We start from the raw sequence: 8,197 nt of genomic DNA, 5'->3' as shown, positions 1-8,197 counted from the left end.
GTTCTTTGTGGGATGATTGTCATATGAAGACAGGAGAAATTGAGTGAACATAATACCGATTCGGCGTGAGTCCGAATGGACTGCTTTGGAATTCTTTGCTGGTATAGGTTTGGCAAGAGCCGGACTGGAACTTGCAGGAATCAGCACTGTTTGGGCCAATGACTATGACCTTAATAAGAAAGTCATGTATGAAGGTCATTGGAAATCTGATCATCTTGTACTGGCAGATATACACGCTCTTAAAAGCGACGACTTACCTGCTGCGGATGTTGCATGGGCTTCATCGCCCTGTACTGATTTGAGTCTGGCTGGCAAAAGGGTGGGGTTACGTGGTGGTCGCGAGTCATCAGCTTTTTTTGGCTTTACGGACCTGATTGCAGGAATGAAAGAGCGTAAGCCTGAAGTAATCGTTCTGGAAAATGTCACGGGACTTGCCTCTTCCCATAACAGAGAAGATTTAAGAGCAGCAGCTAAAGAATTCAATGCGCTGGGCTATGCAGTTGATGCTATTACCTTGGATGCTCGCCGTTTTGTTCCTCAGTCCCGCCCCCGTCTTTTTCTTATCGGTGCAAAATCGCCTATTGATGGTGGGGAACAGGATACATGCTTGAGGCCAGACTGGCTCGCTTGGCTTCATGAAGATCCTGAAGTCCGCACGTTTATGATGCCATTACCTAAAGCACCAGACTTACTCAGTGAAGGTCTAACGCTTCAAATTGAACAGCTATCCGACAATGATCCACGGTGGTGGAGTGATGAAAAGGTATCCCTTTTTAAGAGTTCAATGGCCCCCGTTCAGCGTGCAAGGCTGGATTATTTTGTCACTCTGCCGGGTATTACCGCCCGAACAGCATATCGTCGCACACGTAACGGCGTTCCTGTATGGGAAATGAGAGCGGAGGATATTTCAGGATGCTTGAGAACGGCCCGTGGAGGATCCTCCAAGCAGGCCGTGGTTATAATGGGTCAGGACAAACTCAAAATTCGTTGGATGACCGGACTTGAATATGCGCGTTTAATGGGGGCCGGCTGGTATACTTTGGAAAATTTGCGAGACTCTCAAATTCATTATGGCTTCGGAGATGCTGTTGCTGTGCCTGTTGTCAGTTGGGTTGCTAAGCACATGATCCTTCCTCACCTTAAAGCGAAAGCGGCTGAAGAATCACAGGGAATAAAAGTGAATGAATAAGTTTTACCTTACTGAAGCATATCTTGATGCAGCAAAGAAGTGGTACGAAAATCAGCGTGCTAAGAGTGGTTCAATAAATACCAATGTTATGAATGTAGGCTTAATAGTCTCACATATGGTGGCAGAGGGTATTCCAATCGATGATGCACGCCTGTTTAGCGATGGTAAAAGTCAAGTGCGCGGTCTTAGTGGCTCCACTATTTCAAAGATCCTTAAGCAGCACGGTGAAACCCGAATTTTTACTCGGGAAGGCGGGCGTACATCTAGAGGAACATTGCTCCTTGCCGCAGCATTCAGGGATGTGTTGAACAGTGTGCAGGTTCAAAATGATAATCCTGTTGATACTGTCCTGATTTCACATCAACTTGAAGAGTTTTTCACAGAATGTGTTCGCCTCGATTATTTTGATAAACAAAGGATTACTGTCGATATCGATTACAATAAACCTGTTTCTTCGGTGATAGGCGACATTCTGAAAGCAGCAGCTGAACGTTCAGACAAGCCGACAGGTGAGGTTCTTCAGCATCTTATTGGTGCGAAATTACAGCTACGTTTTCCAGAGATAAAAATCGGATGTGACCGGGCAAACGCTGCTGATATGCATACCGACCGGGAAGGCGATTTTCAAGTTGGTACTACTGCCTTTCATGTTACTACGGCTCCAATGGAAAAGTTGATTTCCCGATGCATTGAAAATAAAAGGTCTGGCTACAGACCGGTCATACTTACCCTAGAAAGTAAAGTCCTTGCCGCACGTCAAATGGCGGATAACGTGGGCATGTCTGAACAAATTTCAGTACAGGCAGCAGAAACTTTTGTTGGTAATAATATTGAAGAAATTGCTATTTATGATGGTGATAAAATCCGTGAAGGCTTGGCACGGTTAATCCGAACCTATAATGAGCGCATAGATTCAATTGAAATAGATAAATCTTTAATGATTGATGAGCCACGGTGGATAGTTAACATCATGACCAACATAATTAACAAGCAGTAGTGGTTGAAAAAAGGCATTTCAAAAAGTATGAACCACTTTTTCAAATAAATAAGAATCACGCAGGCATTTCTTATTAAGGTTCTACTTGCTACAAAATATGGTGGTACATCAGTATCACAGCAGCATGTATTATCTTACCGTTCTTGCATCTTTTAAGTAATGCAAGAACGGATGGCCTGTATCTAGAGTTTAATTTACTACCATATAAGTATCTTCTCGTTCTTAGTGAGCGCAGCAACAGGGGCTCAGATGCCTTTTGCAGCCTTTTTCCATCATCCCAGTTTTGCATCATATCCCCCGCCTCAGTGCTGCCTGAAGCACTCTATTGGATACATGCTTATCTCCTCGCGCGCAATGCTATCCCCGCCACGCCTGCCCGCTTTATGCATCGTTTTTCATGCAGCTGCATGCTGCCAGCCAAAGCGCGCCAGTACTGGCGGGGCAAGGGATTCGCGATCCTCTGGAGATCATGCATTTTCACGCAGCAGCATGCGCTTTGTTGCAACGAAAAAAAGCCACCGGCGAAAGGTGGCTAAAAGGGAGGGAAGTAATACTTATTATTGTTTTGCAGGATAGAAAATCAGGTCTTCCAGGCTGGATGTATCAATCGTTCTTGCCATGTCACTGACCATTGATAGAGCCATTTTCAGTTCGTTTTCTTCACAGTGCGCTACCAATGACACATCGGCTATAAATTGAATACGTGCGACTGTCTCGCTAATTTTATCTATGTCCATCAGCCTGTTAGCTCCTTATCTGTAATGAGTACTGTATGTATAAACAGTATCATGATGAGCGCGAGTCGTAAAGAATCGTATGGCTCAGAGTATTCCGACTGGTGATTTCTTATACATTCAGACTGTTGCGATGCTTCTGAGCCAGCAAATTAAAGTGCTCAAGCGGTGAAGATTTAGCGCTACGCTGGTAGCGCAGACGTCCTGTCGCATCGCTCCAGTAAGCGCGGCTACCGATTCTGATCGCATGACCGGCCATCATTCGCGTAACTTCTCCCTCCGTCAGCCATACACGATTAACGTCGAATACTATTTCTTTAAGTTCTTCTCGTGCTTTGACGTGATTACCTGGCGGCGGTGCCGTTCTGCGAACAGAAGATGGGGCATTTTCACGTAATCGGTTTAATAACCGGCGGCGTTCTGCCCGGCTGGGTGGGGTTGAGAAATCAATAACTGCTTCGCCGTTAGCAAAATGAGGTTTAGGCTCCGTACAGTTATTGACAGAACTCCGAGGGGACGCAGACGCGTCCCTAAATTCCAAACCCAAATCAACGGCGCGCTTCGGCACGATCTTCCACTGCGCCAGACGCGTCAGAATTGGCGTATCGTCACCCACAGATGAGGCGTAAACGCCTTTAATACGTACTGTCTCCTCGCCGTATTCATTCCATTCATTGCCTGCCTGATACCAGGTGCGCACGGCCAGCTCGTCACGGCGCACAAACGGGCCGCCCTGGGCGTTGACATACGCAGCCCAATCACCGGCGTCAGCGGCATCATGCGCGGCGGCGAACTCTACGCTCAGGCCGTGCGCGGTTTCACTGTCGGCTAGGCGGCGCAGCTCGCGGTAAACCGTCACCGGCGCGCCGCCCACAAACTGAAACTGCCGGATGTGCCAACGTGCCGCCCAGGCAGAAACAGCAGAAGCGGTTTCTTTAAGCTCTTTTCCGCTTTCGTCGTCCAGCTCACCGTCCAGCGCATACCCGTCGATATTCTTGGAGATGTATTTCGCCACGTAACCGGTGGCGCTGCCTTTCTCCGGATCTATTGCTTCTGCATGGAAGCGGGCTTTACGGGCCTTTTCCGTGGTCAGCTCGTCGGCGTCCTGCTGGTATGCGTAATCGCGTATTACCTGACGCACCTGATCCACATCTTCCGGGCGCATAAACATCAGCATGTGCCAGTGCGGAGTAGCATCATGATGCGGCTCAGCCACACGGATGCCAAAAATACGAATATCTTCACGATGAAGTTTGGCGCGGATCTTTTGCCACACGCTGCAGAGATAACGCTGTGTATCGGCCGGACTGGCGCCGTTCCATTTGCGGTTGCGATGTCCGGTTTTAATCGTTGCGTGATAGCGGGCCGGCGCGGTCAGCGTATAGAATTCGCCGACAAAGGCCATTTCGTTGCAGATATTTTCAAAGCCGCGAATACGGGTCATCAGCTCACAGCGGCGGATTGCCGGATTGGCAACGCTGCCGTCGTATTTTTCAATCAGGCTGATGCGGTTTCCTTCCTCGTCTTCCAGCTCCATGCCCTTGAGAAACTCGCGGGTACGACGCTTCTGTTCCCGCCATTCGATAACGGTCATTGAACTGGCATAAGGGGTGTGCTTTTTGCTGACGTTTGCCAGGGCGATCTGCAGATGTTCACGCCATGAGGCAGCAACACGGCGCAGACGTCCTTTCCACCACTTTTCGTTTTGCATCCGCATGATGGCCGGGGCAACGTCTTCCGGGCAAAACAGGCGGGAGGTAACTTTATCCCAAAGCGGCGGTGTCTGGCCCAGTTCACGGGTAATAGCCGCGGCAGTCATATAAATGCGATGGGTGTATTTGTAATCTGATTCGCCGCCGACCTGACCGTGCGCCTGCGCCATTTCCGCCAGAATAAAACTGGCGATATCTCCGGCCAGCAGATCAACATCGGCACGGGCCATATCAGGTAGCCGGTTAAAACGGCGCATCAACTCCCATAGTATGCCGGCAGCAACCGCCGCGCCTTTATACTCTTCGGCGTTACTGGTTAGTAGGGTAAAGGTTCCTGTGTTCATATCGCCGAGACAATATTGCGCGTTAACTTTTTCAACGCGTGGCAATGTGCGCTCAACAAAGGTTTTTGCTAAGTACGCATTGGCACGAGCTGTACCGTAAGTTTTCTCCAGTTCACTGACGCGACGTTTAACATCAAGCTGTACCAGCACGGGCTGTTTTTCCAGTAGCTCCTGCGCGTGCAGCAGCGCCGCGATCAGCTGATCGCGGCGGCGGATTTCTTCATAGGTGGGGTATGGACTGGCGATGGCCTCCCGTGGCGCGTTCCACGGGTAGGCGTATTCCTGATGCATCAGAGGCCGCCGTGATAATGGCGGCTTTTAAGTTCAGCCACTTCCTGACATGTAACACAACGGATAACACCCGTTATGGCCTGGCGTCGTGCTGCCGGTATTTCGGCATCACAGTCATCACAAAAAAATGCGCTGACCTGTACCGGTCGGCGGATAACAGCGGCGATATTGCGCGCCAACATTTCTTCAGTGCGCTGCTGTACCAGATCCATAGTGTCAGCCATTAGTGCAGCTCCCGTGATTCGTTGTCGTAACGCTCGGCTTCGCGGCGGATCAGCTCAGCGGCTTCAACACCATTCAGTCCCTGTTGGTTGATATGCGTAGCCAGTTCAGCCAGGCGTTCAGAAACAACCTGTGCGCGGCCTTTACGCTCATCCATACGTGCGTTGTTCAATAACGCCGTTATGGTTTCCACATCTTCGTTATATTTATGGGTTTCAATATTTCGCATTTATCTATCTCCAGATTTCAGGCAAAAGAATGCCCGGCGGGTTTACGCCATTAATTTCTGTTGGGTTATTTATTCAGCTAAAAAGCTGTCTGCTATAGAAAACTGACGTGGCAGGATACGGCCCCAGCGCGCCATTTTGTTCATTGCTACGATGATCAGCTCGCGGCGGTTTTCGTCGAAATATTCAAATGGTTTGCCGACTTCATCTACCTTGAATGAGCCGGGCGCATCACGGTTCGCCAGAGTCATTACGCAAAACTTGAATTCTTCGTTTTGTCGGTTGAAATAGTTCAGTGCCGGATTGCTGTTGTTCTTTAGTAGCTGCCGCCACGTTTTCCGAAACTCGTCAAATGTCATTCTTTCGACTTTATCCACGCGCGCATGCACCAGACGAATTTCGGTAAAAGGTGCCGTTGCGTGTTTTTGTGGTACAGCGAGGGCTGCATTACTCACAGAAACCTCCGATAAAAACTTTCATGCGTTCGATAACGCTTTGAGGCCGGGTTGTCAGTTCATTCAATAGTTGCTGTTGACCGTGACATGGATGCCAGCGTTTACCGTTCTTACCTGTAATCCAGCCATGCCCGTGCGCTGGCAATTGGCTCTGACGCTTCAAAAGTGGTGCGACTGAAAAGGGCATAGTTACCTCAGCTCAGACCGATAGAAGCGCCGAGACCACTTACAGCATCGAGCGTAGAAGCCATCGTCGGGTTAGTATGGATACGAGCATGAACGGCCATTGCCGCCAGTGTCAGGCAACGAATACCTGAATTCACACTATCGACGAAAGCATTTTTGCGTGACTGCGTCATACGCTCGGTTGATACCGCGCCGGCAGCAACCTGACCAACAGCAGCTGTTGCATTCATCACATAAGACGCCAGCTTTTCCGCTGCCAGTTCGTTCACTGGTACTGAAGGCAAACAATGAAGCTGTGCCAGCAGGCCATCGACCAGTGTCGAGTCTTCAGTGATATCGGTAAGCTGCAAGATCTCAGTTAGCGTTAACTGGTGCGGCTGATCGGGATTCAGCTTGTTACGCAATACCTGTGGCTTCATCTCTACTTTGCCAGCAAGCTGGCTCAGGTTGTGGTTCTGCGCAAACTGCCGGCAGGCGTTATCGAGGTGAGGGTGTTTAGAGACCTGATAATCAAACATGATTCGAATCCTTGAAACTTGCAAAATCAAGTTAGCGTTTGATGTAACGACAGTTCATGGCGTGCTGCAGGTTTTTTTCACGCCATGCAGCAACGTTAATCAGAGCATTACCGTGTTTTTCCATCACGTCAGTACGCGTCTGGCCGGTCTTTTTGCATTCCACCGTGCGTTTAACGGTACTGGTTGGAGTAGGGGCGAGAAGTACGACGCCATTAGCAATCCACTTTTCTAACACGGACTTGCTAATGCCGTTCGCTGCGGCGAAATCTTCTTTGGACATGGTGGCGGAGGTGTTGAGCGCCAGTGCTTTTTCAACAGCAGTGTTAACCGCCGCACTAAGCGCAGGCATTAACGCAGCAGCAAGGTTAGCGATCAACTCTGGTGACCGGGGTATGTCAAAAGCGTTTCCACTGTTTGCATTTTCAGTATGCATAACGCAATATCTCCTTTGGTTCGTTTTGTTCTACGGTGTTTCATGTGGTGTGAGAACACTTTAGATCGTAAAGACGATTTGGTAAATGATTATTTGTCATTTTATGGTGTTCCTATGAATTCAGGGAAGGGCGGTAGCGTCGAAATTTTAGAAAGACTCATGTCTTCTTATGGCGTAAACACCCAGAAAGACCTTGCGGCGTCGCTTGATATTCCTGCTAATAACATAAGCGGCTGGACGCAACGAGATAGCGTACCGGGTAATGCCATCATTAAATGTGCATTGGATACCGGTGCTGACCTACAGTGGCTAGTTACTGGAGAGCTTGCAAAAGCAAATTTAGATAGCGTACCTAATAACCCTAAAGGAAAAGCTCTCTATGCCGAGATAACTTCAAACGGCGGCAAGCCAGTTTTGCGCCGCATCATGGATGCTTACGGCTTCACTCTGCAAAAACAGCTCTGCGAGCTGCTAGGTATCTCATCTGGTACGGTCAGCACTTGGGTACGCAGAAACTATTTCCCTGGCGATGTGGTGGTGACTTGTGCGCTTGATACCGGCGTGTCTTTGCAGTGGCTGGCGACAGGAAAGGGCGTACAGCCGGGCGAAAGTGCAAAAGAAAGTACTGCAACGGCTATTCCGCGTAAGAACCTTACAGCAGGTATGCTACAGGATGCAGGAAATTGGACTGTAGATTTGAGTTTTATTCCCTACACTCTTGGAAATCCAATATTTATTTCAAGTAATACAAAATCATGGATTGTTGACGCTAGTGTATCTGGAATTAGCAATGGTCGCTGGTTGCTAGGTATTGATAATAAATATGATATCTATGATGTTTCACTTTTACCTGGAAAAAAAATTAATGTAACTAGCAACGGCTCTAGTT

Annotated in this window: 11 protein-coding genes; 3 read left to right on the top strand and 8 right to left on the bottom strand. The window is 48.7% G+C overall.

Features of this window, described 5'->3' with window-relative positions:
• Positions 1 to 43 precede the first annotated feature (43 nt).
• Together MYY08_RS09220 and MYY08_RS09215 are read left to right on the top strand one after the other, a co-directional pair.
• Positions 44 to 1,189: a DNA cytosine methyltransferase gene (locus MYY08_RS09220; RefSeq protein ID WP_288013949.1), complete on the top strand. Its 1,146-nt coding sequence runs from the start codon at positions 44 to 46 to the stop codon at positions 1,187 to 1,189.
• A complete protein-coding gene (locus tag MYY08_RS09215) occupies positions 1,182 to 2,186 on the top strand; it encodes a DUF4928 family protein (protein WP_288013948.1) in 1,005 nt (334 codons plus the stop codon). Before MYY08_RS09220 ends, MYY08_RS09215 begins: the two co-directional genes overlap by 8 nt.
• 557 nt (positions 2,187 to 2,743) lie before the next feature.
• On the opposite strand, the gene MYY08_RS09210 is transcribed toward MYY08_RS09215, so the two are convergent.
• The 8 genes from MYY08_RS09210 to MYY08_RS09175 form a co-directional block, all read right to left on the bottom strand.
• Positions 2,744 to 2,923, bottom strand: coding sequence for a hypothetical protein (locus tag MYY08_RS09210; protein WP_084970531.1), 180 nt, complete (start codon positions 2,921 to 2,923; stop codon positions 2,744 to 2,746).
• A gap of 109 nt (positions 2,924 to 3,032) precedes the next feature.
• Positions 3,033 to 5,267, bottom strand: a complete 2,235-nt coding sequence (locus tag MYY08_RS09205; RefSeq protein ID WP_288013947.1) for a replication endonuclease — start codon at positions 5,265 to 5,267, stop codon at positions 3,033 to 3,035.
• A complete protein-coding gene (locus tag MYY08_RS09200) occupies positions 5,267 to 5,491 on the bottom strand; it encodes a TraR/DksA family transcriptional regulator (protein ID WP_084970533.1) in 225 nt (74 codons plus the stop codon). The genes MYY08_RS09205 and MYY08_RS09200 overlap by 1 nt, the downstream gene beginning before the upstream one ends.
• A complete protein-coding gene (locus MYY08_RS09195; protein ID WP_084970534.1) occupies positions 5,491 to 5,718 on the bottom strand; it encodes a DUF2732 family protein in 228 nt (75 codons plus the stop codon). The genes MYY08_RS09200 and MYY08_RS09195 overlap by 1 nt, the downstream gene beginning before the upstream one ends.
• A gap of 69 nt (positions 5,719 to 5,787) precedes the next feature.
• Positions 5,788 to 6,114, bottom strand: a complete 327-nt coding sequence (locus tag MYY08_RS09190) for a hypothetical protein (protein ID WP_288013950.1) — start codon at positions 6,112 to 6,114, stop codon at positions 5,788 to 5,790.
• A 49-nt stretch (positions 6,115 to 6,163) separates the two neighbouring features.
• Positions 6,164 to 6,358 (bottom strand): phage filamentation protein Fil family protein, encoded by a 195-nt coding sequence (locus MYY08_RS09185; RefSeq protein ID WP_104957578.1) that lies wholly within the window; start codon positions 6,356 to 6,358, stop codon positions 6,164 to 6,166.
• A gap of 7 nt (positions 6,359 to 6,365) precedes the next feature.
• Complete coding sequence (locus MYY08_RS09180) at positions 6,366 to 6,875, bottom strand: phage regulatory CII family protein (RefSeq protein WP_288013946.1); 510 nt, start codon at positions 6,873 to 6,875, stop codon at positions 6,366 to 6,368.
• A gap of 31 nt (positions 6,876 to 6,906) precedes the next feature.
• Positions 6,907 to 7,308, bottom strand: coding sequence for a hypothetical protein (locus tag MYY08_RS09175; RefSeq protein ID WP_288013945.1), 402 nt, complete (start codon positions 7,306 to 7,308; stop codon positions 6,907 to 6,909).
• A gap of 42 nt (positions 7,309 to 7,350) precedes the next feature.
• Here MYY08_RS09175 and MYY08_RS09170 point away from each other — a divergent pair.
• Positions 7,351 to 8,197 (top strand): phage repressor protein CI (locus MYY08_RS09170; protein WP_288013944.1); only part of this gene is annotated, 847 nt, incomplete at its 3' end.

Source organism: Mixta sp. (assembly GCF_024610815.1).
In the GTDB taxonomy this organism is placed as follows: domain Bacteria; phylum Pseudomonadota; class Gammaproteobacteria; order Enterobacterales; family Enterobacteriaceae; genus Mixta; species Mixta calida.
This window is presented reverse-complemented; position numbering and strand designations above follow the sequence as displayed.